We start from the raw sequence: 23,694 nt of genomic DNA on the forward strand, positions 1-23,694 counted from the left end.
TGCGAAGACCGGCCGGAGCTGGCTCGTGGGCTTATCGACGCGACGCTCCAGTATTCGTCCGGCGTAGGCGGTTTCCTCGCCATCGATGCCGAGCGCGCCGATGATCTTATTGACGACCCATGTTCTCGACAAGCCCGATACCGATGAGTTTCGGGGCCACCGCACCGACGTCTTTTCACGCTCCCTTTCCAGCCGTCAGCTCGCTCTGCCGATCAATGACGCATTCTTACGGCAAGTTGACGGTGACCGCGCAGCCGGCTTGAGCCCGACATCCGTCGCGCTGCTGCGTTGTCTGGTAACTCCCTTGTCCTCCTCGGGAACATCAAACGTCGCTCGCGCGTTCCTGCGGTCCCGACCCACTGCCCTGCGAGCTTTTATGACCAAAACAAACCGCAAGCCCGCCAACGATACGACACCACTCGTTCACGGCGGGGCAACATTGCCTTCTGTGGTTATTGATGACTACAACAACGAGGCGCGGGACCGGAAAGGTTTCATCGGTGACGGCGCAAACAAGAAGTCTTTTCGCGACAAGGTAGACCAGCAGAGAAAGCTCTTGCGAGAGCTCGCGCGCGACCCCTTTGGAAAGGTCGCGACTAAGGAGTTGAAGAAAAAGGATATCGACGCGCTGCTTTGCGGCGAGGATGCAGAGGCCGCAGCCATGATATTCGGTGCGGTAGAGGAGTTTTCTCGGGACTTTGCCGGCGTAATAAGAAAGTTCTTGAACGAAAAGTCATGGAAGAAAACCGAGCGAATTGCTGTTGGCGGCGGTTTCCGTCAGCGAAGGGTTGGCGAACTTGTCATCGCGCGCACGATGATGCTCCTGCGCGGTGATGGTGTCGAGATCGAACTCGTTCCGATTGCGCATCATCCAGACGATGCCGGCCTGATCGGTTCGGTGCACCTGATGCCCGAATGGATGCTGAAGGGCCATGATGCAATACTCGCCGTTGACATTGGCGGAACCAACGTCAGGGCAGGAGTGGTTCGGTTCGGCAAGGATAAGAGAAGCACAAGCAAAGATGCCGCCGTGGCGGCGTCGCTCATCTGGAAGCACGCGGAGGAAAACCCGAGCCGGACTGCCACCGTCGCGAAGCTATCTGAAATGCTTGAAGAACTAGTGACCAAAGCGACTGAGGCGGAGCTCAACCTTGCACCACTGATCGGGATCGGCTGCCCGGGAGTGATCGAAGCCGATGGTGCCATCGTCCGGGGAGGTCAGAACCTGCCAGGCGGAAACTGGGAGAGCGATCATTTCAACCTGCCTGCGGCTCTCGTCAAAAGCATCCCTAAGATAAACGAGGGGGAAACGTTCGTTATGATGCACAATGACGGCGTCGTTCAGGGGCTTTCGCAGATACCGCTGATGACCGATGTGTCAAGCTGGGCAATCCTGACGATCGGAACCGGGCTTGGGAACGCGCATTTCACCAATCGTTCTCAGCCGTAGATCGTACAAACAGCGCAGGCCCGTCTCACACGCTCGTTGCGTGGTGGTGCCGGCGAGACGTCGCACGTGTTCAAGATCGACCGATGGCGGTGGTTGTCTGCGGACAGCATATGGTATCGATCCGTCTGTCCGACAAACGATGGTCTTCGCCCACTGCCCGTCGGCACGTTCGCCGTTTGATCTTATCGGGACGGCCGGTTGCAAGCCGTCTTCGTATTGTAGGTTTGCAGTCGCCGCCGGTACTTTGGCGTGGGGTGGCGCGGGGGCTGGGGCGGGCGCGGCGTCAACTGCCTGTGGAACCGGCGGTGATCCCGCTGAGGCCGGTCAGCGTTGAGCCAATCCACACCGCCAGGATTTGCCGAAGGTGGAGGCGCGATGGCAGGATGGTCATTGGCGCCATGATAGCCGCTGCGAACAGCATGCTCTGTTCCTTATGCTCCGGCCATGCTCACGCAGACGCGGTATATGGCCAAGCCACCTCTTGAAGCGGCAACACCGTTTCACAATATCATCCTGAGGAGACAATCAGTGGCATTGGAAGGAGGAAGAACATGCCGCTCAACGATGTTCAATGGACCCGGCCGGTGACGATCCGATTGCAATGCGGTTTGGAAAAGACTTTCGCCGGCATTTACGACGCCCTCGACTTTCTCGAAAACGAATGGCCGTTGCGGCACGGAGAGCGCCATCACCGGGCCGTGAAGACCTGCCGCGCCGCACTGAACGGGGTGGTGCCCGCTTTCGTCGCACGGGAGGCATTCATGGCCGCTTGTCTCGAGGCTGGGATGCCGGCTGTTATGGCGCATTGGAAACCGAAGCCGAACCGCGCCGCGCGGAGAGTTGCAACCTGATGGTCTCAGACGGTTGGCCGGCCTCCTCTGGAGACGGCCATCCCTGGCGTCACAAAGAAGCCGGCGGCGTCGTTGGTCGTGAACTGTTCGATGTGAAGACTGCTCAACCGCGTTGGAGTTCGTCCCCGCAGACGAAAGGGGCACTGCTGACATCGCGGTCGTCTTGTAATCCGCCGCGCCACGCCTTATGTACGGTATCTCGCTGACAACATTGCATTTTGCCACGCCGGACGTCCCACTGGACGCCGGTCGGGAGCGTTTTGATCGCTCGACTGGTCTCGGCTGCGTTGGCTTTCAAAGGAATCGAATGAACAAGATACCCACTACCGCCGCCCCGGCGGCTTCAACGCCCCACGGAGCTACCCCTCGCGCTGATAAGCCAGCCAACAATCAGAAGCCAAACCCCTGCCTGCTCACCCGCGCCGAACTGAAGGCGATCATCGCCAAGCAACTCGGCTGAGCGCTGAGGTTACCCGCAGATCGAAAGGCGCAATGACGGAAGAACTGCGTCGCGTTAGGGTATCGACCGAACGACTTGAAGATTGTCGTAGTATCATGGAGCTGCGCCCTAAGGACCGGATCGGCCGCTCGAGAGCCTCCAGTCTTTCTGCCGAGAAACAGCCGATCACATTCCAGCAAACGGGTGGTGGAGAAATTCACCGCAATCTTCATAACCCCAAGCGTCCATTAGAGGAGAAGCGACGATGGCCGACTTTGCACAGCTAGACCTGTTCGCGGTCGTCGCACCCGCATTACCGGATGGGTTTCGCTATAAGCCCGATGTCGTTCCGGCGGACGTGCAGTCAGATCTACTTCGCGAAATCGGACTATTGCCGCTGAAGCCCTTCGCATTTCACGGTTTCGAGGGCAAGCGAAGAGCCACCTCCTATGGCTGGAAATACGACTTCGACACCGACGAAGTAAGCCGCGTCACCGAAATCCCACCTTTTCTCCTTCCGGTGCGCAAGCTTGCGGCAACATTTGCCGGCATCGATCCCGAGAGGCTGCAGCAGGCCCTTGTTACCGAATATGCCCAAGGAGCTCCGATCGGGTGGCATAAGGACAAGAAGGTTTTTGGCAGGGTTGTCGGCGTCTCACTGCTATCGAGCTGCACGTTCAGGCTGAGGCGTCGCGTCGGCAACAAGTGGGAACGCGCTTCAGTGAGGGTCGAGCCTGGTTCTGCCTACCTCCTTTCCGGTCCTGCACGCAGCGAATGGGAGCACTCCATCCCGCCCGTGGAACAAATGCGCTATTCCATCACCTTCCGCGAAATCGGCTGAGCCGCCATTTCAAGCCATGCATCGGCTGGACTGCGATCCAGCATTTGCAAGCACTGAGGAGCGTGCTTCCTGGCTTCTTCGTTTCCGCTGTTGAGGCGATAATCATGGCGAGGTGCGGCGCCGGCCAGAGGGCAAAATGAGGGGTCTCTTCGCTCTCGGTGTCGTAGACCAGCTACCGGCGGTTTTGCCAAGCCGGACAAATTTGATCAAGAGACCAGCAGGGCTGCTTCGATCATCGCAGCCAAGTTCATTCGGAGTGTCGCGAGAAGACATCTCATCCGTACTGCATCTTTTTGCAGCAACCGACGTTCATGATCGGCGGGCGCGACGTCATCGATCATGGAGTCTTCATTGGAGATGGTCTTTCAGAATTTTGAGGAGCTGGCCCTGCCTGAACGTCAGGCCATGCTCGAGCGGCTCGCGGTCACTCTTGAGCGCAACGCCAGATGGGCCGCAGACGAGGGAGATGATGCCCTTGAGATGGTGATGGCATCCGTGGGAAAGGCGTTGCTTTCGGTCGCCAACGACTTGGCGGCGAACGAACTTGGGCTTGCCCAGGACGTCGTCTTGCGCGCGATTAGCCTCATTGCAACCTTTCATTCAATTCACCCGGAATATCCCGTAGGGCCGGCGCTCCACTGATGAAGCGTTAACGGCGCATTGAAGGCGCGGCCTTCCGCTTGTCGATAGAGACCGGTTGCAGTGCCCTACCTGAGGGAGGTCGAGACTTCCAATTGATCCCTGCATTGGTTGGTATGGGAGAACGACGACGGGCGTGCCGGTCGACGAGAAAAACCGCCTCGTCTAAATGACGGACGATTAGCCGATCAGGCCCGATTGACGATGATGAAGACCTTAGAGGGCTCGGTTTCCCTACGGTCGGCAAAGCTTCCCGGACGATGTCTGAGCAGGGGTACGGCCAGTAGGAGATGCTGGCTTGGGAAGCGTTTGTCCAACCCTTTGGGGTGCTCGCCCCTCCGCGTCCTGGAACGGAATTGCTCCAGTCGTCGTTCCCGACGCTTCCGCGCGTGGGCCGCCATGGCAATTTCTGCCTGGAGCTCTAGATTCAGGACCACTTCGCGGGAGGGCACATGGTGGGAAAACAGAACAATCCGGTCGAACTTGACGAGACGGCTGCGCACATTCGTCCGGATGGTGATCCGACGGCGATGGCGAGCACTGATGCACGCGCGCTCCTGGACGTCCTTCTGGTCATGAAAAGAGGCGACTTCTCTGTCAGGATGCGCTCTGACTTGACCGGAGTGACCGGCAAAATTGCCGATACGCTCAACGATATTATCGCCGCAAATCAAAAAATGGCGGCACAACTCGAGAATGTCGGCCAGGTCGTCGGGCGGGACGGCCGCACCAGCACGCGCGTCCGATTTGGCTTGTCCGACGGGGCATGGGCCGACATGGAAAGCTCGATCAACACCCTGATCGACGATCTCCTGTGGCCGACGACGGCCGTTACCCGCACGATTACCGCGGTTGCGAAAGGCGACCTCCTCCAGACCGTGCCTCTTGATGTGGACGGTCGGCCCCTACAAGGGGAGTTTCTTCGCTCCGCTGATATCGTCAATACGATGATCAAGCAGCTCGGCGTATTCACCTCGGAGGTAACCCGCGTTGCGCGCGAGGTCGGCACGGACGGCAAGCTCGGCGGGCAGGCGCAGGTGCCAGAAGTCACGGGTGTCTGGAAGGACCTTACCGAAAGCGTCAATTCGATGGCTTCGAATCTGACGGCGCAGGTGCGAAACATTGCCGACGTCACGATAGCGGTTGCCAACGGCGACCTTTCAAAGAAGATCACCGTCGATGTGCGGGGTGAGATCCTGCAGCTGAAAGAAGCAATCAATACGATGGTGGACCAGCTTCGCGCCTTCGCCTCAGAAGTCACGCGCGTGGCGCGCGAAGTCGGCACCGAGGGCAAACTCGGCGGACAGGCACTGGTACCCGGCGTCGCTGGCACGTGGAAGGATCTGACGGACTCTGTCAACGCCATGTGCGGCAACCTGACGGCACAGGTGCGCAATATCGCTCAGGTCACGACGGCCGTTGCGCGGGGCGACCTGTCGCGCAAGATCACCGTGGATGTCTCCGGCGAAATCCTGGAGCTCAAGGAGACCATCAACACCATGGTCGACCAGTTGAACGGGTTTGCCGGCGAGGTGACGCGCGTTGCCCGCGAGGTGGGCACCGAAGGCCGCCTTGGCGGGCAAGCGCAGGTGCCAGGTGTCGCAGGAACATGGAAGGATTTGACCGACAACGTCAACTCGATGGCCTCCAACCTGACCGCTCAGGTGCGCAACATCGCGGACGTCTCGACAGCGATCGCCAACGGCGACCTGTCTAAGAAGATCACCGTCACGGTTTCTGGAGAAATCCTGGAGCTGAAGGAGACCATCAATACTATGGTCGACCAGTTGAACGGATTTGCAGGAGAAGTGACGCGCGTCGCCCGCGAGGTGGGCACCGAAGGCCGCCTGGGCGGGCAGGCGCAGGTGCCAGGTGTCGCGGGGACTTGGAAGGACCTGACCGACAATGTCAATTCGATGGCGGGCAACCTTACCGCTCAGGTACGCAACATCGCAGAGGTCTCGACCGCGATCGCCAGCGGCGATCTGTCGAAGAAAATCACCGTCGACGTGAAGGGCGAGATCCTGGAGCTGAAGGAAACGATCAATACGATGGTCGACCAGCTCAACGCCTTTGCTTCAGAGGTTACACGCGTCGCCCGTGAGGTCGGCACCGAAGGGCAGTTGGGCGGTCAGGCAAACGTGCGCGGCGTTGCCGGGACCTGGAAGGACTTGACCGATTCCGTCAATTCCATGGCCTCCAACCTCACGGGGCAGGTTCGCAACATCGCGGAAGTTGCGACCGCCGTCGCCCAGGGCGACCTGTCGAAAAAGATCACGGTGACGGTTTCTGGCGAAATCCTTGAGCTGAAGGAAACGATCAACACGATGGTCGACCAGCTCAACGGCTTTGCGGGCGAGGTAACGCGTGTCGCGCGCGAAGTCGGCACGGAAGGGCGCCTGGGCGGGCAAGCAAACGTTCGTGGCGTGGCCGGCACCTGGAAGGATCTGACCGACAATGTCAATTCGATGGCTGGTAATCTGACGGCGCAGGTGCGCAATATCGCCGAGGTTTCGACGGCGATCGCCAATGGCGACCTGTCCAAGAAAATCACGGTTTCGGTTTCGGGAGAAATCCTCGAGCTGAAGGAAACCCTGAACACGATGGTCGATCAGCTCAACCGGTTTGCCTCCGAAGTGACGCGCGTTGCCCGTGAGGTCGGTACCGAAGGCAAGCTAGGCGGGCAGGCGCAGGTGCCGGGCGTCGCCGGCACCTGGAAGGACCTGACGGAGAACGTCAACTCGATGGCGTCGAACCTTACCGGCCAGGTGCGCAACATCGCCGAAGTGACGACGGCGGTTGCGCGTGGCGACCTTTCGCGAAAAATTACCGTCGACGTGAAGGGTGAGATCCTGGAGCTTAAGAACACCATCAACACGATGGTGGACCAGCTCAATGCCTTCGCCGGCGAAGTCACGCGCGTGGCTCGCGAAGTGGGAACGGAAGGCAAGCTCGGCGGACAGGCGCAGGTCTCCGGCGTGGCCGGTACCTGGAAGGACCTGACCGACAGTGTCAACTCCATGGCTGGCAACCTGACGGCCCAGGTGCGCAACATCGCCGAAGTGGCGACAGCGATCGCCAATGGCGACCTCAGCCGCAAGATCACCGTCGACGTGCGCGGCGAAATCCTGCTCCTGAAGGACACGCTGAACACGATGGTGGACCAGCTGCGCTCGTTTGCGGGCGAAGTGACGCGTGTCGCGCGTGAAGTGGGCACCGACGGGCGTCTCGGAGGCCAGGCTGTTGTTCCAGGCGTTGCCGGCACCTGGAAGGACTTGACCGACAACGTCAACCTTCTTGCGGCCAACCTGACGACCCAGGTTCGCAATATCGCCGAAGTGACGACGGCGGTGGCGCGCGGGGATCTGTCGCGAAAGATCACCGTCGATGTGAAAGGTGAAATCCTCGAACTCAAGAACACCATCAACACGATGGTCGATCAGCTCAACGCCTTTGCCGGTGAAGTGACGCGTGTTGCGCGCGAAGTGGGAACCGATGGCAAGCTCGGTGGACAGGCGCAGGTGCCGGGCGTTGCGGGCACGTGGAAGGATCTGACGGACACTGTCAACGTCATGGCCGCCAATCTGACCGAGCAGGTGCGAGGCATCGTCAAGGTGGTAACGGCTGTCGCGAATGGCGACCTGAAGCAGAACCTCACAGTCGCCTCCAAGGGCGAGGTGGCCGCCCTCGCCGAGACGATCAACAACATGACCAACACGCTCGCCACGTTTGCCGATCAGGTCACCAGCGTGGCCCGCGAAGTGGGCGTCGAGGGCCGGTTGGGTGGCCAGGCAAATGTTCCAGGAACAGCCGGTACATGGAAGGATCTGACAGGCAACGTCAACCTGCTTGCCGCCAACCTCACCACCCAGGTGCGCGCAATCGCCGAGGTCGCAACCGCGGTTACCAAAGGCGACCTGACCCGCTCGATCCAGGTCGAGGCACGCGGCGAGGTGGCGGAGCTGAAGGACAATATCAACACGATGATCGATAACTTGCGCCTGACGACCGAGCGCAATACCGAGCAGGACTGGCTGAAGACAAATCTGGCGCGCTTCACCAACATGCTGCAGGGTCAGCGCGATCTGACGCTTGTCGGCAAAATGCTCTTGTCGGAACTGGCGCCTCTGGTCGGTGCTCACCAGGGCGTGATCTACCAGGTCGATGACGGCCCCCAGCCGATACTGTCGCTCCTGTCGGTCTACGCACAGGGCACGGAGACGTCTCACCCGACCAGGCTCGAATTCGGGCAGGGCCTTGTCGGCCAGTGCGCCAGCGACGCCCGGCGTATCCTGATCACCGATCTTCCGAGCAATGTCGTTCCGATCAGTTCCGGCGTCTTCTCGGCACTTCCGAGAAGCGCAATCGTCCTTCCCGTGCATTTCGAGGGGCAGGTCAAGGCGGTCATTGAGCTCGCATCGGCCGGTAATTTCACCGAATTGCAGCTCTCTTTCCTCGACCAGCTCACCACGTCGATCGGCATCGTCCTCAACTCGATTGCAGCGACGATGCAGACGGAAGGCTTGCTCAAGCAGTCGCAGCAGCTCGCCGCCGAGCTTCAGACCCAGCAGGGCGAGCTTCAGCAGACCAACGAGCAGCTCGAACAGAAGGCCCAGCAGCTTGCGGAGCGAAATGTCGAGGTCGAGGCCAAGAACCAGGAAATCGAACAGGCCCGTCGCGCACTTGAGGAAAAGGCGACCGAACTCGCGCTGACGTCGAAATACAAGTCGGAATTTCTGGCAAACATGTCGCACGAATTGCGTACGCCGCTCAATTCCATCCTCATCCTGGGACAGCAGCTCGGGGAAAACCCGGAAGGTAATCTTTCCGGAAAGCAGGTGGAGTTTGCAAAGACGATCCACGGCGCAGGCACGGACCTCCTCAACCTCATCAGTGACATCCTTGACCTTTCCAAGATCGAGTCCGGAACCGTATCGGTCGACGCCGAGGAAATTTTTATCAACAACCTTCTGGACGTTATCGCCCGGCCTTTCCGCCACGAGGCGGACAATCGTGGTCTCGCCTTTGCGGTCGAAGTCGGCACGGATGCGCCCAGAAGCATCCTCACGGACGCCAAGCGGCTCCAGCAGATCCTGAAGAACCTGCTTTCGAATGCCTTCAAGTTTACTGGGCAGGGCGGCGTTACGCTGCGCGTTTCGGCGGTGGCGAGCGGCTGGTCTTCCGACCATCCTTCGCTCAAACACGCCCCGTCCGTCCTCGCCTTCGAGGTTGTTGATACCGGCATCGGCATCCCGCCGGAAAAACAGCGCATAATTTTCGAGGCTTTCCAACAGGCTGACGCCTCGACCAGCCGCAAATATGGCGGCACAGGGCTTGGCCTTGCCATCAGCCGTGAGCTTGCAAATCTGCTCGGCGGCGAGATCCAGCTTCGCAGCAGCCCCGGAGTGGGTAGCACTTTCGCACTTTACCTGCCATTGACTTACGTTGGTGCGGGCGCCGTGGCGCCGAAGGTTGTTACCGAACCCAGCAATGTTGTTCAGCTTTCGGAGGCCATCGCCGGACGGCGGCCAGACAAGCCCGGCGAGCAGGTGGAAGACGACCGCGAGAATATTACGGCCGCCGATACGGTGCTTCTCGTCGTGGAGGATGACGCCCATTATGCGCGGGTTCTGCTCGACCTCGCCCGTGACAGCGGCTTTAAGGTTCTCGTGGCGATGCGCGGCAGCGAGGCTCTGGCGCTTGCGCAGGAATACAAGCCGTCGGCGATCTCCCTCGACATCTACCTCCCAGACATGCTGGGATGGACGGTCTTGAGCCAGCTCAAGCAGAATGCGTTGACGCGGCACATTCCGGTGCAGATCATCAGCCTCGACGAAGACCGCCAACACGGACTGACGCGCGGGGCCTTTGCTTTCATGAGCAAGCCGACGACGCCTGATGGCCTCGGCAAGGCGCTTTCACGCCTGAAGGCCTACGCCGAGCCGAGACGCAAGCGTCTTCTCCTGGTAGAGGACAACGAGGCGGAGCGGATGAGCGTTTCCGCGCTCCTTGGCCATGACGATATCGATATAGCGAGCGTTGGCTCGGGATCGGAAGCGCTTGCGGCACTCAGAAGTAATCCTGCCGATTGCGTCGTGCTAGATCTTTCGCTCCCCGATATGTCCGGTTTCGACGTGCTGGAACGGATGCGTGACGACGCTGAGATCGGTGAAGTGCCTGTCGTTGTGTTCACGGGCCGCGAACTTTCGCCCGAAGAAGACGCCAAGCTTCACAGCATGGCCCGTAGCGTCGTGGTCAAGGGCGTCGAGTCACCTGAACGCTTGCTCGATGAAACGGCGCTTTTCCTGCATCGTGTCGTTGCCGACTTGCCCGCCGCCAAGCAGGCGATGTTGGAGGAGCTGCACAGTTCGGATGAAGACCTTGTTGGCGAGACGGTTTTGCTCGTCGACGATGATGCACGTAACATCTTCGCGCTCAGCAGCGTTCTGGAGCGCCGCGGCATGAAGGTCCTGACGGCCACCACCGGCACTGAGGCGATCGAGGTGATCAACAACGAGCCTAAAGTGGCGATCGTCTTGATGGATATCATGATGCCGGGCATGGACGGTTACGAGACGATGCAGGTCATCCGCTCCGATCCGAATTTCCGTCGCCTGCCGATTGTGGCACTGACGGCGAAGGCGATGAAGGGCGATCGAGAGAAATGTCTCGAAGCTGGGGCTTCGGATTATCTGGCAAAGCCGGTCAACACCGAGCAGCTCCTGTCGGCGCTGCGCATGTGGCTGCATCGCTGAGGAGCCGGCCGTGAATCCCGTCAATATCCTTCTTGTTGATGACCAGCCCGCGAAACTTCTCAGCTACGAGGTGATCCTCCAGGAACTTGGAGAAAACCTCATCAAGGCCCAGTCAGGGCGCGAGGCCCTAGAACATCTTCTGCGTAACGAAATAGCCGTCATTCTGGTCGATGTCTGCATGCCTGAACAGGACGGCTTCGAACTCGTCAACATGATCAGGGAACATCCACGCTATCAGAACACGGCAATCATTTTCGTCTCGGCGATCATGATGGCTGAGCCGGACCGCCTGCGCGGATATGAGGCCGGAGCGGTCGATTATGTATCGGTGCCGATTGTTCCTGACGTTCTTCGGGCCAAGGTGAGGGTCTTCACCGAGCTCTATCGAAAGACGAGGGAGCTTGAGCTGCTGAATGCGGAACTCGAAAACCGGGTTCGGGAGCGCACGGCCGAGCTGGAATCCTCCTCGCGGGCGCTGCGCCTGCTCAATGAAGAACTCGAACAGCGCATTGATCAGAGGACGCGCGAGCGGGAGGAGGCCCTCGCCCAGCTGTTCGAAGCGCAAAAGCTCGACACGATCGGTCAGCTGACCGGGGGCGTCGCGCACGATTTTAATAATTTGCTCATGGCAATCATGGGCAGCCTGAACCTTCTGAAGAAGCGCCTACCACCCGACGATAAGAGTGATCGTCTCATGGCGAATGCCTTGCAAGCGGCGGAAAGAGGAGCGGCGCTGACGCAACGTCTTCTGGCTTTCGCGCGACGGCAGGAGCTCAAGCCGCAGGCCGTCGATTTCCGGGAACTGTTCGAGAATGTTGAGGATCTTCTTAAAAAGGCGATCGGCCCAGGCCTCGACATAAGGAGCGAGATCCAACCGGACCTGCCGCGTGTGCTCGTTGACGGCAATCAACTCGAACTCGCTCTGCTCAATTTGTCGGTCAATGCGCGCGATGCGATGGGTGAGGGCGGCACGATCCTGGTGTCTGCGCAAGAAAATCATTCGGTTCGTCCAGTCGCGCTCAAACCCGGCCGCTACGTGAAACTCGAGGTCACCGACCACGGCGAAGGCATGGACGAGGCCGTTGCCGCTCGTGCCACGGAGCCGTTCTTTACCACGAAGGGTCCTGGAAAAGGCACCGGGCTCGGTCTTTCCATGGTTCATGGTCTTGCGGCCCAGTCCGGCGGGATGCTCGAACTGTCGAGCATCAAAGGGACAGGGACTACCGTATCGCTCTGGTTACCGGTGGCACAAGTCTATGATACAGCAGGCGTGAAGAAGGCCGAGGCGATTGAAACCGCCGTAGCGGTGAGCCACGCCTTGAGGATCCTTGTCGTGGACGATGATCCCCTCGTGCGGCTGGGCACCATGGCGATGCTGGAAGATCTGGGACATATTCCGCTAGAGGCATCGTCTGCTCAAGTCGCACTGGAAATTCTCTCGGCCGGTCAAATCTGCGATATTGTGGTCACCGATCATGCAATGCCTGGAATGACGGGAGCCGAACTTGCCCGGTCCATATCGACCCAATACAAAAGCATGCCCGTGATCCTGGCTTCGGGCTATGCCGAGCTTCCGGACGATCCCGCCGTCCTGAACCTGTTGAGAATGACAAAACCCTTCACGCAGGAACAGCTTCAGACGGCTATACAGCATGTGGCAGCCAACCGGGTGACGGCCGCTTGAATGTCGCGATCAACGTGTCGCCTTTTGTCCGCCGTGATTCGCATACGGTGCGACGGGGGTAGGGCTTAAGAAATCATCGGCTGGCGCCGAAACCGGGGGTGGCCTTGCTTGCAGCGCTAGTTCCAGAGATTCGGTTGTATTGTCGGATCTTCTAGCAGGGCAAGTTTCAGCGGCGCCTCGAGCTATCGACTGGCTGACGATGGAGCCGGATATTGATACATCAACGGCACGCAAAGCTCGCTTCTGCGCAAAAGGCACCGCGACATCACCCGCTATATCGCTCGCTCGCATGATGGCTGATCTCGAGGGCATTGGTTGCTAGCCAGCAAAGCCCCGGCGGACGGCACCGGAGCTATGAAATCGCTAGGTTGGTAGGCCCGCGCGCCTAAGTCCTTCGCGCAGTCGCGAAACATCGCGCTCTTCGCTGAGATAGGAGACGTCCACCAGCCAGTTGACGTAGTCGGCCGCGCTCGGGGCCTCGTTCCCTCGCCACCGCGCGCCGACGGCATTGAGGAAGGTTGCGGCGCATCTTTCGGCATCCGCGATCCGATCGAGATGTCCATAGGATGCAGCGCGCCAGGCCATGTCCCGCGGCTCTCGGTCCGGCGTCGCGAATGTTCTCTGTTCGAGCAGAAGCGATGCTTCACCGTACCTGCCTGAAAGGAAGAGCAGGCGAGTTTTGTAATAATACCAGCTGGGGTAGAGCGGGTTCAGCCGACAGGCCATCTCGGCGCCAGCAAGACCTTCTTCTGGCCGACCGAGCGAACCTTGCATGGATGCCGAAAGGATCAGGATTGTCGCATCGTTTGGGTTCATGGATTTTGCCAGATCGAGATGGTGCTCAGCCCTTCTGAAGTCTCTCCAGGTTAAACATATATAGCCCAATGTGCTCTGCACCCGCGGATCGCTCGGATCGAGCGCGAAAGCTGTCTCGGCTGCGCGCAGAGACTTGATCCGGTTTTCGTCACGATCCCGCGGAATGCCGATGTCGCCATCCGAGGCGCGGTTGAGGTAGATATAGGCAAGACCGGTATAGGCCCTGGCGAAGCCGGTATCGGCCTCGGCGGCGCGGATAAACAATGCCTCCGCGCGCTCCTGAGCGCCGGGTGTGAAATCATCAGATAACCGGTTGCCCTGAAGGAAAAGGTCATAGGCCCGCATGTCCTCTGGGCGACGTCTTCGCGACGTCAGCTCATTATTGTCGATGACGCGTTGCGCTACCATCGCAACGATGGCCTGGGCTATTTCTTCCTGAGTGGCGAAAATATCGTCGATGGACCGATCGTAGCGATTGGCCCAGAGATGCATCCCGCCGACCGTTTCGACGAGCTGTACCGTAATCCGCACCCGGCTTGCGGCGCGCCTGACGCTACCCTCGACAATGTAACCGGCACCAAGAGTGCGCCCGATCTCGCGCAAATCCGTGGTGCGCCCGCGAAGCGCAAACGATGAGGTTCTGGCGATCACCATCAGTTCAGTGAAACGAGCCAGTTCGGTAATGATGTCTGCGGTTATGCCGTCGCTGAAATAGACTTGTTCCGGATCGTCCGACATGTTCTCGAAGGGCAGTACGGCGATTGCTGGCCCGATCGGGGTCGAAGCCGCTAAGGAGACAAAAATCGATCCGCTGAGCGGCACATGATAGGCTTGATTGGCCGCGAGATGTTCTTGAGGTGCTGCTCTCCCGCATAGTTTATCTTCGTGTCGATCTTTCCGGCGAGATGGTCATAGGCTGTGCCTGACATCAGTATGTCACCGGGCGGGCAGATTTGCTCCAGCCGTGCCGCCACATTCACGCCATCCCCGAGCAGATCGTCACCATCGACGACGACGTCACCAACATTAATGCCGATCCGAAAGACGATCTTGCTGGTGGTATCGGACCGATCATGCTGTCGCGCGATCGCATTCTGCATCTGGACAGCGCAGGAAACTGCCTCAACGACCGAGGCAAATTCAGCAATCAAGCCGTCGCCCATCAACTTGACGATGCGTCCTGCGTGTGCAGCGATCTGTGGCTGGAGCAATGCGGTCTGCAAAGTGGGCAAGGCCGAAAGCGTCCTGCCTTCGTCCTTCTCAACAAGCCGTGAATAGCCGACCACATCGGCGACCAGGATGGCTGCCAGCCTTCGTTGCAAAGCGTGCTCCTCCTTCCTCAAAACATGCCGAGAACCGCTTCAGAGTCTCCAGCGCATTATCCGATTAAATCCGAAGACGAGGAAAGAAAAAAAGAGCCGGGATCCTCGATTCTACGCTCGCCGGACCTGCAGCATCACATTTGCACGTGCGCAGGTGTTGGAAACCATTGGGCTTCATTGATCGTGCGACCTCATAAAAAGTCTCAAGATATTTGCAGACGGACAGTCTTCGGCAGCAATGTCAAACGCGCAAGTCAATAACCAATTTGAGGGTCGCGGGGACCAGTACAAGTCCATCTCATGTATATCCACAGAACGTACGGTGGCGGACGGGATTTGATCCATGCGTGGAGGTTGGACGGAATATCCATCCGGCACTTGCCTAAAAGCCAACACCGGTGCCGTGGCAAAAGCAGCGAGCGAATGAAGGTGCTGGAGCTCCAATGGCCTGCGGCCCTATGTTTCCGCTGCCGACACAGCCTTGCTTATTATGGTCGCTTCGGTTAGCCAGGCTGCCCAGCCGGCGAGTAACGACATGACCCTCACGAGATCGGCAAGGCCGCACTCGTCAACATGCGCACAGTCGATTAAGGATGAGCGTCCCTGTCGCTCAATTGTGGCGCAGCGCAGATGGGCTGGGTCTTTGAGCAGCGAGCGTCAATCAATGGCTTCGACAGGGTCGGGGGGCCACTCAATGCGACCTGCCGTTGGTTCGGGAAGGATCGTCCTCGTCCGGTTCTGCCGAAACCTCCCTAATCAAACCCAGTAGCGCCTTCTTTACGGCAGCACTTTTGACGGCACTGAGTTCGCCGCTTAGGGGAGGGGCTCGGCGAGATCTTCTTAGAGCGTCATTTCGGATCGTCGGCTCGGCTCCATGGAAGAAGTCATCCATTGGCACCGAGAGCGCCTGTGCCAATTCGAACAGGACACTTGCACTCACGCGGTTTGTGCCCTTTTCGTACTTCTGGACTTGTTGGAACGTGATATCGAGGACTTCGGCGATCGACGACTGGCTCAACCCTCTCGCTTTTCTTATGCGGGCAAGATTTTCACCAATTATGAGATCGATGGCGCTTTTACCTGTTCGTGCCAATGTTCCTCTCCGTGTGATTGAAGACTATGCCAAAACATGTGCGATGCGTTCGACGTGGTGCTCTGGAGCCGCGTCGTCCTGCTCGGAGGCTGCGATCTCAGTAGCCGTCAATCCTGTTGCGACTGCTAGGTCTTCAATCGTGTATCCCTTGGCGATCCGCTTTGCACGACGGGTTTCCGAAGGGCTGGTTGTCTCTGATAAATTTTGCTGGTCCATGTGTCTACTCCGGGTTCGAGCTCACTAGGAATGTCCGACCGCGGGCTGTGTTCCGCAGCTACCAGAAGGTTCGTCGTCTTCAGAGAGCCGCAGTCTTCTCAGCCGTTCAGTCTTCTCTTTGCGAAGACGACGCTCTTCTTCTGCGGCCTCGGTCGCGATCTTGTTCGTATGTTCAAAAGCTGACGCGCGTTGCTGCACGGTCAGGGTTTTTCTGAGCCTGCTCACCATGGCAATCATCCTTGAGGGTTACTCCTTATATGGGCGGATTGCCTTGCCGCTTCAACGTCTTGAGCGTCCCTGTCCGCTAGCGTACTGCTTTTCCCAATGATGCCGAACCCCTCCAAAAACGTCAGCATCACGGCAAAATATGGGCTGCTCAGCGACGTCCTGAAGCCCTCGCGGGATCGCTGGCGCGGAAAACCGCTGCATCCTTCTTGAGGACAGGACAACTACGAAATCTGCGAGGACGGCGACGCATGCGACTGGAACCTTGTGTTTGCTCGGGTGTCCGGCCTCAAACGCAAGAAATGCTGAATGTTCGTCGAAATTCTCCAAGCACTGGCGCGGCTGTCTACCTCCTGTCGATTTCATTCGCCCAATATCGCGTTCCTGCTGCGGTTTGGGGAGGGCCCGACTGGGGGGCCGCTTGGAGCACCTATCCGGGGAAGCGACGGCAGCACGGCAGGGCGAGCAAACGGGGACGCAGGGCGGGGATTCGCGCCGCAGCTTGCTGCGACGGCCAACCGTCGCGCAGCCGACCAAAACGAAAACTGCATCTCGGTGGGCAGGCGAACCCCGGGTCCGTGAGCACGTCTAATGCCACGGCCGGCAATCCGGCTGCCCGCAATTGGAGTGGTTCCCTAGAGCGCCGGCTGCTTTCCTATTTTGACAGCTCACTTGTTGCAGCCTTCGCTATGGTCCGGCCACAGGTTTCCCCGAACGCCTCGGTAAACGAACCCAAGCATAACAACCGACGGCACGCAGACAGTACTGCGCGGGTCGGGCGCGATCGCTTTCCACCTTAGCTTATCGTCGCCGTCGCCTAAAGAAGGAGCGCGAAAGCTGACGGGAGCGAGATTTTCGTCCGTTGGTCCCGCCCGCTTCTGCGGCATTCATCCCTGAGCCGTGCGTCCGAGCGGCAGCGTCGGTGTTCTCCATCCGCTCCCGATAGCTCAAGTCGCGCAGTCGCCCGTAAGATCCGTTTCGCTGCGCTGCGACTTTCTTGAAAACAAGCTGGAACCAAAGCAAAAGGTAGAGGTTCGTTAGAAAGACGCGGCCGCCTAGACCTCCCCAGAGGCAAGATCGCCCCTCTCGATCGCTGCGTTACCTCGTGAAGAATGCCTTCGGCTCGACCTCCTCCAGCCGGAGGCATTTTGACCTGGACAGGCAGCCTTCAGGCTACATGTTGGCGGCTTTGAGAGCGGTCTCCGGCACCAACCACCAAACCGGCAGACGGGCCAGTGCAATAGCAACCAACCAAACAGAAGCGAACTTTATGAGGTATTGTCGGCGTGCTTGGCCTCGCTCCACTCGTAGTATATGTGCATTCTCCCTCCCAGCCGCGGAAATTGAAGCACCGGGCATTGCGGGAGTCGAGTGCGGATGTGCAAAACCCTGATAGCAATGCCCGATGTACTCCGCACTCCTTTACGCAAGGAGAGGCAGCTCTGGTCTTTGCGGCGAAACTCCCGGCATGCCTGTTTCACAATCGAGAAAGGGATTTTCCCGCGGCAGCAACCTGTTTTCGTCCCAAGGAATTTGCCGTCGTCAACACGATTTCGCCCGCGCGGCCGAAGCAAAGCCAAGCTCAACGCGAACCGCTTAAGGGGGACGTTTCTGACGCTGGTGATCTTTTCTGTGGTCGGCCTGAACGTCTGAAAAAGGCAGAGTGCCATCGGCGATATCTGGTGGGCGGGAGAAAATGCGCCCCAGGATCTGCCCATGAACGCTATGACGACAAGAACTTCCGAGCACAAGCGGATCCGTTACCGGTCCGGCATTAGCCCGCCGGCCTGACGAGGCGACGGGCTAACGGATCTTATTTAGCTGCGTTGGCGACGCGATGTCCGGCGTTCTGGGTGGCGTTCACAGTGTTGGCTGTGTCCTGGCCCATCCCCCGAATGGTGTTGCCGCAGGATGACAGCGTTATGGCAAGGGTAAGTGTTGCGATCATTGCACAAGCGATTTTCATGGAAAGACCCCGGTTTCGTAGTAACCACCCTATAACCGTCTGGAGTGTTCAAGGTTCCCAAGACTGGGTCGATATCAGAACGCGCACCTCGATAGACATCCCAGCGCGAGCTCGAATGAACCAACGGCAGTTCTCAGCGTTTCCGTTCAAAAGGAGAACGCTATGCGCTTGACGATGGAAGGAGACTATCATCGCGCCGTCGGCGATATTGACGCGCTTGATGAACTCGAGCGGGCTAATGCTCTTGTCGATGAGTACCTCCGATTTGTCAAAGCGAACGATATTCGCAAGCAGGTGGTCGATGAGGTTGAGTTGCCCATCCCAAAGCTGGGGCTTGTGAAGGCTTTCTGCGTCGCTATTGCCGCCGAACACCGCCCCGATACACGCGCGCTCCTGATCAGGGCGGGCCTCGCTCTTGCCCAATATCAACCGGCAATCGGCCCCCGTATCTTGATAGAGGCACAGCATCATTGCCGCGCTGAGCGATCGAGGATGTCTGCTCGCCGCCTGGAAAACATCCTGTTCATGGTCGCGGAAGAACGAGTACGGCTCGGGGATCTCTTTCTGGCCGTGGTGAAACGTTCCCTCCATTGACGTCCAGACAGACCCATGAGAGGCGCGAATCACACTTGATGTCAGCATCGAAACAGACGCGCTTTGGGTACTTGGCCATGGCTTTAAGGTCGACGGGTTTTACGCCAGTGGTCTGTTCAAGTTGGATGCGTGAGGTTCTTTTTGTCGAGGAGGTACAAAAGCTGTGCTTGCGGATCGATGCCGCTGCGTCTTCCAAGAGTTCGTTGATAGCGAAACGCAAAGTCAAGGCAGTGATGTCGATGTCAAAGACCTGATTGCTGCCTTTGAAGATGGGACTATCGCTGCGAAGTCCAGACTGGATACAGGCTACTGTCCTTACAGCGCCTCGAAGGAACCCTCCAGTTTCCTGGCTTGGTTGGCGGGCTTCCGGTGCTGTTCGGGTGACAGCGTGCGCTAACTATCGGAGAGGTGTTGGCTGCGGTTGCGTAAAGCGGTACAGGATCACAGTGGACACGGAGCGAGGGAGCATGGCCGGTACGACATGGCAGGTCTTGACGGTCGGCTATTCTACTCGGACCATCACCGAATTCGTGGAACTCCTGAGGGTTGCCGACAGGGATCTTGTGCAGCAAAGCTCGAATACGAAAGCTGCAAGCGGTCGAATGCGGGCAGGTTTCTGACGACTGGCCTGCCTTTGCCGGAGCACGGTCACGTTCGTCAGGCAACAGCCTGGGAAGGGCGACATTTGGAAATCGGCCGGCGCACTGGCAATCAAATGCTGTATCCGTTGGCTAGGCGAGATGGCGGCCCCAAAGCGCGAGCATCATGACGGCAACGAGGCTGGCTGCGTGCGGCAGCAGCGCCAGTGTCCATCCCCATTCTGACAGGACCAGCAACACGTCCGCAAACGGTATCAGGGCAATCGCGAAAAGAGAAACGGTGGCGGCGGGCATCGAGATCGACGGGGCAGCCAATAGCCAGGAGCCGGTTGCGAGATCTCGAGCAGCTAACGCGCGCAGGAAGAGCGGGTCAGCAATACCGGTCATGGGCGCGCCAAACAGCAACGCGCCTATCGACGGTTCGATGAGAATGAGGATGCCGAGACCGAGCAATGCAAGGCCCAGTGCCCGCACCAGAGGTCTCCACCATCTCGATCATTGCATGATGTTCGCCATCATCTTGGGATCCTCCTGCCTGTCGGCGACCGGGCCGCTGGTCAAGCGGCCTGTCTCGTCGCCTTTGCCAGACGCTTGATCGCCTGCTCGAGAGATCGCTGCCCGTCGCAATAGTCCTGCCAGGCATTCGTCTTGGCAAGCAGCGTCGGCACGGTGCGGATGGTAAAACGTTTCGGATCGAGATCGGTTTTGACCTGGCTCCAGGTCAGCGGCATCGACACCGTAGCGCCTGGCCGCGCCCGTGGCGACAGAGGAGCGACGGCGGTCGCCATCCGGTCATTTCGCAAATAGTCGAGGAAGATGCGGCCGTTGCGCTGGTTCTTCGCCATCTTGATCAGGTAAAGTTCCGGATTGTCGCGAGCCATCTGCAGGCAGACGTCATGGGCAAATCCCTTCGCCTCGGCCCAGATCAGCTTCTTGCCTTTCGGCACGGCAAGCGGCGTGACGACGTGCAATCCCTTACCCCCAGTTGTCTTGCAGAAGCTGACGAGCCCGAGTTCTTCTAGTCGGTCGCGCATTTCGCGAGCTGCCTTGACAACGGTCGCGAAGGAGACATCCGGGCCGGGATCGAGGTCAAAGACAAGGCGGCCCGGTACTTCCGGCTGCCTAGGTTCGCAATTCCATGGATGCAGCTCGACCCCGCCGATCTGGGCAATGGCGGCCAGGCCTTCGATCCGATCGACCTGGAGATAGGGCTTCTTGTCGCCGAACACCTTGACCAGCTCCAGAAGATTCGAGGTGCCGAGCATCGCGTGGCGCTGGAAAAATTGCTCGCCGCCAATGCCATCCGGCGAACGGATTATCGAGCACGGCCGTCCCTTGATATGGTCGATCATCCAGGAACCGACCGCTGCGTAATAGCGGGCGAGATCGGCCTTCGACACCGGTTCGCCGTCGTTGGCATCCGGCCAGAGCGACTTGTCGGGGTTGGAGATCAAAACACCCATGACATCTTCCTTGCCACCTTTGCGGAGGGGCTTGGCCTCTTGTTTCGGTTTGGCAGATGTCCCCGGATCGGGAGTGCCTGCCTTATCGGGCGCGGCGGGCTTCTCGGCGACGACCTCCGTCGCAGGCTTGTCTTCACGAAGGCCCTTGAAGGCCGCCTGCCGGACAAGCCCGTCGGCGGTCCAGCCGGCAAACTCGATCTCGGCCACCAACTCCGGCTTCACCCAGACAATCTCGGCGTCCTTCTTCGGCGCACCCATGCCGGTAAATGGCGATCGGTTCGTTTCCAATGCGCGCAGCTTGGGCAGAAGCGTCTTGATCTTGCTTGCACCATATCCCGTCCCTACACGTCCCACATAGACGAAATGGTCGCCCCGATTGACACCAACAAGCAGCGAGCGGAATTTGCCGTTTGTCTTTGCATAGGCGCCAACGACCACCTCGTGCCCGGCGCGGCACTTTGACTTGACCCAGGTCTCGGTGCGTCCCGATTGATAAGCAGCTTCGGCCTGTTTCGAGACAATACCTTCAAGCGACAGCTTGCATGCCGATCTTAAGACCGCGTCCCCGCCAGTCTCAAAATGTTCGACGAAACGCAGCCGCGGATCTTCGCCGGCGTCGATGAGCACTCTCTGCAGGCGGCTCTTCCGCTCGCTCAAGGGACGCTCGCGCAGATCTTCCTCGCCCTCAAACATCATGTCGAAGGCAAAGAACACCAGTTCGTCTGTTTTTTCCTCAGATAGCGCTGCCTGAAGTGCTGCGAAATCGGGTGCACCATTTTCATCGAGAGCGCAGATTTCACCGTCGATTATCACATCAGGAAGACCCGAGGCGGATCCGGCAATCGCCGGGTACTTTGCTGTCCAGTCCAGGCCCTTGCGTGTCTTCAACGTAACGTCGCCGTCATTGACCCGCATCTGGATGCGGTAGCCGTCGAACTTGATTTCGTGGATCCACCCGGCAGCGCCAGGTGGGCGCTCGCGTGTTTCGCATAGCTGCGGCGAAATAAAGTCAGGCATGTTTGACGTTGGTGAAATGGATGACGTTGCTACCTCTGTCGCCTTTGTCTGCCGTCTGGCTTTAGGGCCGGTGGCGCGCTCCTCGGCCGCCAGACCCCGGTCGCTGTCCCAGACCGCATCCGCCTGCACGTCAGCGCTTTCCACCATGAACGGCTTCGGTTTTCTTCCCTTGCCGGCAGCAATCGCTGCCATTGTCCGGCCAGAGGCGACCGAGGTTTCATTGTCGTCGAGCACGGCGGCGCCATTCTCGTCGACAGAAAAATCGTCATGATGCTTGATCAGCAGCCAGTTGGTCCGTTTGCCGCCGTCACGGTCGTTGCGCATGCGCACCAGCACGAAGCTGCCACGAAGACGTTCGCCCTCCAGGGAAAACTTGAAATCACCTTTTGCCAGAGCTTGTTGCGGGCTCTTGTTGCCCTCCGGCTCCCAATAGCCGCGATCCCATAGCATCACCGTGCCGCCGCCATACTGGCCTTTGGGGATCGTTCCCTCGAAGTCCCCATAGTCGAGGGGATGGTCCTCTACCTCGACAGCCAGCCGCTTGTCTTGCGGATCGAGAGAGGGTCCCTTCGTTACTGCCCAGGATTTGAAGACCCCGTCCAGCTCGAGGCGAAGGTCGTAATGCAGACGCGTGGCATCGTGCTTCTGGATCACGAAGCGCCTCCGGTTCGATGCTCTCAGCTTGGCCTGGCCGCTCGGCTCCTGCGTCTTCTTGAAGTCTCGCTTTTGCTTGTAGGTCGAGAGCTTGTCGCTGGCCATTGTATTCCCCTTACGAATTCGTCGTCCGCCTCTAAAGCGGAGGACAGATCGGCATGGATCGGCAAGGACAGGCAGGATCTCAACTGGCGCTTCGTGGCGACGAAGACTTGAACAGCGTCGTGCATCCCTGTCCGTTCCGGCTGCCCGGCCGGCGACCTCGCTACCAGAAGCGTGCAAAGGTTGATTTTGTTCCGCTACAGACCGCAGCACATCGCGATCGAGGCTCGCTTTAATCCCCGATCCGTCCGTATTGTTAGTCCTCGAGGTGAGCTAGGCTTCTCACAACAACAGCCACTCGAAGAGCGGCCTGTCGTCGTCCTGTCGCACGAGAGGGTGCGTTCTTCGTCTATGATGATGATCAAGTGGCGGCCTCCACTCAAATGGGTACTTATCGAGTTCCTCGGTAGGCAACGCGCTGATCTCCAGAGGGAACGGGATGCGAGATGATCCTGCCTTTCGGTGAGCGTGGACATGACTTTCGCCCTCTTCTTGGCGGAAGAGGGCGCCGCATCTCATGGCGCTGGAGCGGCGTGAATGGCTGCCGCAGGTCGTTGATGAACCGACCAACCGCCGGTACTTTCGCGTCCTCCCGTTCCCTTGGCTGGCCTCAATCTGCATTCGCTTTTCTAAGCAGCCGGCCAACGGCCGAAAAAGTTCTGCAAATCTGGCTAGTTCGAGCTGGGGCTGGAAGCGCCACGCACCAGTGGGCTGATCCACCACCGCTGCCCAACCCAAAATGACCAAATGGTTGCGGGGGTCCAGAGATCCTGAATAGTTCGAATGAAAGATGCCCGCCACGGGGGAGACGTGCGCGGGCCAGGATGAGGCTACCAGGCCAATCTCCAGATGATAGTGGCAAATCGATGGCCCTCGCGGAGCCGAGGCAGGCACGAAGACAGGCCGGGCGCCGCTTTGGGCGATGATTATTTAATCGCCAACTGTCCAGCGTGCCATGTGGAACACGA

General features: G+C 59.0%; 18 protein-coding genes. 9 read left to right on the top strand and 9 right to left on the bottom strand.

Annotated elements, in window-relative coordinates; translation table 11 throughout:
- The first annotated feature begins 376 nt into the window (after positions 1 to 376).
- The 4 genes from FHT93_RS19105 (at position 377) to FHT93_RS19120 (ending at position 3,581) form a co-directional block, all read left to right on the top strand.
- Positions 377 to 1,450, top strand: coding sequence for an ROK family protein (locus FHT93_RS19105; RefSeq protein WP_112543205.1), 1,074 nt, complete (start codon positions 377 to 379; stop codon positions 1,448 to 1,450).
- Positions 1,451 to 2,001: 551 nt separating this feature from the next.
- Positions 2,002 to 2,301: a DUF982 domain-containing protein gene (locus FHT93_RS19110; protein ID WP_112543206.1), complete on the top strand. Its 300-nt coding sequence runs from the start codon at positions 2,002 to 2,004 to the stop codon at positions 2,299 to 2,301.
- Between the two features lie 307 nt (positions 2,302 to 2,608).
- Positions 2,609 to 2,761 (top strand): hypothetical protein, encoded by a 153-nt coding sequence (locus FHT93_RS19115; RefSeq protein WP_183848951.1) that lies wholly within the window; start codon positions 2,609 to 2,611, stop codon positions 2,759 to 2,761.
- A gap of 244 nt (positions 2,762 to 3,005) precedes the next feature.
- A complete protein-coding gene (locus FHT93_RS19120; RefSeq protein WP_112543207.1) occupies positions 3,006 to 3,581 on the top strand; it encodes an alpha-ketoglutarate-dependent dioxygenase AlkB in 576 nt (191 codons plus the stop codon).
- Positions 3,582 to 3,787: 206 nt separating this feature from the next.
- Here FHT93_RS19120 and FHT93_RS35910 read toward each other — a convergent pair whose 3' ends face one another.
- Complete coding sequence (locus FHT93_RS35910) at positions 3,788 to 3,922, bottom strand: hypothetical protein (RefSeq protein ID WP_281413564.1); 135 nt, start codon at positions 3,920 to 3,922, stop codon at positions 3,788 to 3,790.
- Between the two features lie 16 nt (positions 3,923 to 3,938).
- Here FHT93_RS35910 and FHT93_RS19125 point away from each other — a divergent pair, with 16 nt between their 5' ends.
- From FHT93_RS19125 to FHT93_RS19135, 3 genes are all read left to right on the top strand, one after another.
- A complete protein-coding gene (locus FHT93_RS19125; RefSeq protein WP_112543357.1) occupies positions 3,939 to 4,223 on the top strand; it encodes a hypothetical protein in 285 nt (94 codons plus the stop codon).
- Between the two features lie 449 nt (positions 4,224 to 4,672).
- Positions 4,673 to 10,975 carry a HAMP domain-containing protein gene (locus FHT93_RS19130; protein ID WP_112543209.1) on the top strand — a complete coding sequence of 2,101 codons (6,303 nt, stop codon included), beginning with the start codon at positions 4,673 to 4,675 and terminating at the stop codon, positions 10,973 to 10,975.
- A gap of 10 nt (positions 10,976 to 10,985) precedes the next feature.
- Positions 10,986 to 12,659 carry a response regulator gene (locus tag FHT93_RS19135; RefSeq protein WP_112543210.1) on the top strand — a complete coding sequence of 558 codons (1,674 nt, stop codon included), beginning with the start codon at positions 10,986 to 10,988 and terminating at the stop codon, positions 12,657 to 12,659.
- A gap of 363 nt (positions 12,660 to 13,022) precedes the next feature.
- Here FHT93_RS19135 and FHT93_RS19140 read toward each other — a convergent pair whose 3' ends face one another.
- The 6 genes from FHT93_RS19140 to FHT93_RS35560 all read right to left on the bottom strand — a co-directional run bounded on the left by FHT93_RS19140 (position 13,023) and on the right by FHT93_RS35560 (position 18,279).
- Entirely contained in the window at positions 13,023 to 14,213 is a 1,191-nt protein-coding gene (locus FHT93_RS19140) for a hypothetical protein (protein WP_348649780.1), read from the bottom strand.
- A gap of 50 nt (positions 14,214 to 14,263) precedes the next feature.
- The gene (locus tag FHT93_RS36015; protein WP_348649781.1) at positions 14,264 to 14,818 is read right to left on the bottom strand and encodes an adenylate/guanylate cyclase domain-containing protein; all 555 of its coding nucleotides are present in this window, start codon (positions 14,816 to 14,818) and stop codon (positions 14,264 to 14,266) included.
- 670 nt (positions 14,819 to 15,488) lie between these two features.
- On the bottom strand, positions 15,489 to 15,890 hold the full coding sequence (locus tag FHT93_RS19145) for a helix-turn-helix transcriptional regulator (RefSeq protein ID WP_162710037.1): 402 nt from the start codon (positions 15,888 to 15,890) through the stop codon (positions 15,489 to 15,491).
- Positions 15,891 to 15,914: 24 nt separating this feature from the next.
- Positions 15,915 to 16,106, bottom strand: coding sequence for a helix-turn-helix transcriptional regulator (locus FHT93_RS19150; RefSeq protein WP_112543212.1), 192 nt, complete (start codon positions 16,104 to 16,106; stop codon positions 15,915 to 15,917).
- A gap of 24 nt (positions 16,107 to 16,130) precedes the next feature.
- The gene (locus FHT93_RS19155) at positions 16,131 to 16,334 is read right to left on the bottom strand and encodes a hypothetical protein (protein ID WP_113208579.1); all 204 of its coding nucleotides are present in this window, start codon (positions 16,332 to 16,334) and stop codon (positions 16,131 to 16,133) included.
- Positions 16,335 to 18,144: 1,810 nt separating this feature from the next.
- Positions 18,145 to 18,279, bottom strand: coding sequence for an entericidin (locus FHT93_RS35560; RefSeq protein WP_246715738.1), 135 nt, complete (start codon positions 18,277 to 18,279; stop codon positions 18,145 to 18,147).
- Between the two features lie 180 nt (positions 18,280 to 18,459).
- Here FHT93_RS35560 and FHT93_RS19160 point away from each other — a divergent pair, with 180 nt between their 5' ends.
- Together FHT93_RS19160 and FHT93_RS19165 are read left to right on the top strand one after the other, a co-directional pair.
- Positions 18,460 to 18,891 (top strand): hypothetical protein, encoded by a 432-nt coding sequence (locus tag FHT93_RS19160; protein WP_112543214.1) that lies wholly within the window; start codon positions 18,460 to 18,462, stop codon positions 18,889 to 18,891.
- Positions 18,892 to 19,358: 467 nt separating this feature from the next.
- Positions 19,359 to 19,511: a hypothetical protein gene (locus FHT93_RS19165; protein WP_183848953.1), complete on the top strand. Its 153-nt coding sequence runs from the start codon at positions 19,359 to 19,361 to the stop codon at positions 19,509 to 19,511.
- 111 nt (positions 19,512 to 19,622) lie between these two features.
- Here FHT93_RS19165 and FHT93_RS19170 read toward each other — a convergent pair whose 3' ends face one another.
- Positions 19,623 to 19,964, bottom strand: coding sequence for a DUF4267 domain-containing protein (locus FHT93_RS19170; protein ID WP_183848955.1), 342 nt, complete (start codon positions 19,962 to 19,964; stop codon positions 19,623 to 19,625).
- An 83-nt stretch (positions 19,965 to 20,047) separates the two neighbouring features.
- Entirely contained in the window at positions 20,048 to 22,729 is a 2,682-nt protein-coding gene (gene ligD, locus FHT93_RS19175) for a DNA ligase D (RefSeq protein WP_183848957.1), read from the bottom strand.
- Positions 22,730 to 23,694: the final 965 nt, after the last annotated feature.

This window comes from Rhizobium sp. BK379, assembly GCF_014193955.1.
GTDB lineage: Bacteria > Pseudomonadota > Alphaproteobacteria > Rhizobiales > Rhizobiaceae > Rhizobium.